Here is a 2,406-nt window from a genome sequence, read left to right on the forward strand (position 1 = left end):
GGCGGTTACAGAGTATATCTGCACCGGTAATCTGGATGGCTTTGACAGAAAAACACCTGGGAAGATCACAGGTATGAACCTGAAATTCCAGCATATGGCACAGCTTTATGAAGAACTGTGCGTACAGGTAAAAAGTGGAAAAAAAATAAAGGATGATCTGTGGAAATTCGCAGTTTCCATTATGCGGATCACAGATCACAGCCTGATCATGGGAGGTGAACTGTTCATTGGATTCGGAAAAGAAGAAGGTGCTTGTGGGAGCAGCGCTTTTTAACTGGAGCGAAACACAGAGGATGATCACCATTGCAGATGGGCTTTGGAAAAATGGCTGGCAGGTATATTTTGCAGGAAACGGGCCTTACGAAAGGCTGATCGCAGATAAACCCTATAAGCGGGTATATCTGCAGTGCGATACCTGGTGGTATGACCAGAAGCATATTGACCGGATGATGGATATGGGACGGTACGGCGGACGTATCGGTTCGACGAAGGAGCTGGAACAGGTAGTGAATGAAGAAGTGGCGCTGATCCTGGAAATCCGGCCGGATCTGATGCTTACAGGCTATCGGATGACCTTCACCGCTTCTGCAAGGATCTGTCAGGTACCCCTGGTGTGGTGCATGTCGGCAGTTATGTCACAGCCCTTTATCACAGCTTTGTATCAGGAAACAAAAAAGCGGCTGAGTAACCGGTCTGGTGCAGTGATCGAAAATGGAGAAAAAGAATGTATCTTTGAAGACAGCTATGCCTGTGGAAGACTGCTGGGACATGGAAAAGGCACCATTGAGGACTGGAATAAGCTGTTAGAAGAGCATGGAAGGCCAAAGCTTCAGGGGGATCTGATGCTGTATGCAGGGGATCTGACCCTGATGGCAGATGCACCGGAGCTGTTTCCGGATCTGCAGGAAAATAAGGCATGGAGATTCATCGGTCCCATCCTGAATTATGAAGATTATCCTGTACCGGAAATGAAAACAGACAGGAAAAAGGTGCTGATCACCATTGGGTCAAGCTGTGGAAAAGACCTTCTGGTACTGCTTTTACAGGCTGCTCTTATGGCTTCTGATTATGAGTATTATGTAACTGATATAGGATATCTTACAGAGGAAGAAAAACAGGAATACCCGGATAATTTTCATTTTTATGAGAAGATCTCCCTGGCAGGAGCGGCAAAGCAATGTGACCTGGCATTGATCCACGGAGGACAGGGGACTATCTACAATGTTCTGAAGGAAGGCTGCCCTGCAGCTGCTTTCCCCCAGGCTTTTGAGCAGAGACATAATTTTGAGAACCTGATCCATAACATTCACTGCGGAGAAATGATATACAGCAAAAGAACTACAAAAGAGATGGTATATCAGGTAATAGTAAGAATACTGGAGGATCCGTCCTATAAAGAGGCTGCCGAAAAAGCAGCAAAAATCATCAGAAAATACGACCAGAAAGAGAACCTGGCACAGCAAAATGCAGTGAAGCAGATTGAAAGGTTCTTAGCAGAATGGGAGGCAAAGAAATAGATGCAATATGTAATAGAAGTACGGGATCTGAAAAAATCATACGGAAAGGTACAGGCAGTAAAGGGTATCTCTTTTGAAGTAAAAAGCGGTTCCATGTTTGCATTTTTAGGGCCTAACGGAGCCGGAAAATCTACCACCATTGATGCCTTGTGTACCCTGACAAGGTATGATGAAGGGCAGATTGAGATCGCAGGGTTTTCCATGGACCGCAATCCGGAAAAGATCCGCCAGAGTATTGGGGTGGTATTCCAGGACAGTGTTCTGGATCGGAATCTTTCTATTAAAGATAATCTGTCATTAAGGGCAGGATTTTATTACCACAATAAGAAGCAGATCCAGCAGGCAGTGCGTGAAGCAGCAGAATATGCAGAAGTGACAGAGTTCCTTGACAGGCCTTACGGCAGACTGTCAGGCGGTCAGAGGAGGAGGGCAGATATAGCCAGAGCGCTTTTGAATACGCCTCAGATCCTGTTTCTGGATGAGCCTACCACAGGCCTTGATCCACAAACAAGACAGCATGTATGGGCAACCATCCGAAGACTTCAAAAAGAAAAAAATATGACTATTTTCCTTACCACTCATTACATGGAAGAGGCTGTGGAAGCAGATCAGGTAGTGATCATGGATCATGGCGAGATCGTAGCTGTAAGGGAACGCCTTATGAGCTGAAATGCAAGTATGCATATGACCGTCTCAGGATCAAGGCAAAGAATGAGAAAAAGATGGAAAAATACCTGAACGGGAAAGGCATGAAATGGGAGAAAAGGGATGAGATCCTGGATGTCCGTGTGGAAAATACCATGGATCTTGTTTGACCTGATCACTCCTGTAAAGGATCAGGTGGAAAGTCTGGAAGCTATGCATGGAACCATGGATGATGTTTTCTTGA

Annotated in this window: 3 protein-coding genes; all 3 read left to right on the plus strand. The window is 45.6% G+C overall.

Annotated features, from left to right (window positions below; translation table 11 throughout):
• A partial coding sequence (locus R1Y93_RS00110) for a hypothetical protein (protein ID WP_500821163.1) occupies positions 1 to 274 on the plus strand: 274 nt, incomplete at its 5' end.
• On the plus strand, positions 228 to 1,517 hold the full coding sequence (locus R1Y93_RS00115; RefSeq protein ID WP_500821164.1) for a glycosyltransferase: 1,290 nt from the start codon (positions 228 to 230) through the stop codon (positions 1,515 to 1,517). The genes R1Y93_RS00110 and R1Y93_RS00115, both read left to right, overlap by 47 nt.
• On the plus strand, positions 1,518 to 2,186 hold the full coding sequence (locus tag R1Y93_RS00120; protein WP_500821165.1) for an ABC transporter ATP-binding protein: 669 nt from the start codon (positions 1,518 to 1,520) through the stop codon (positions 2,184 to 2,186).
• Positions 2,187 to 2,406 lie beyond the last annotated feature (220 nt).

This window comes from Blautia sp. HA3515 (genome assembly GCF_059933065.1).

Excerpts from the sequence above, each read along its gene's own strand:
- R1Y93_RS00120 (WP_500821165.1), top strand. The coding sequence starts at position 1,518 with ATGCAATATGTAATAGAAGTACGGGATCTGAAAAAATCATACGGAAAG.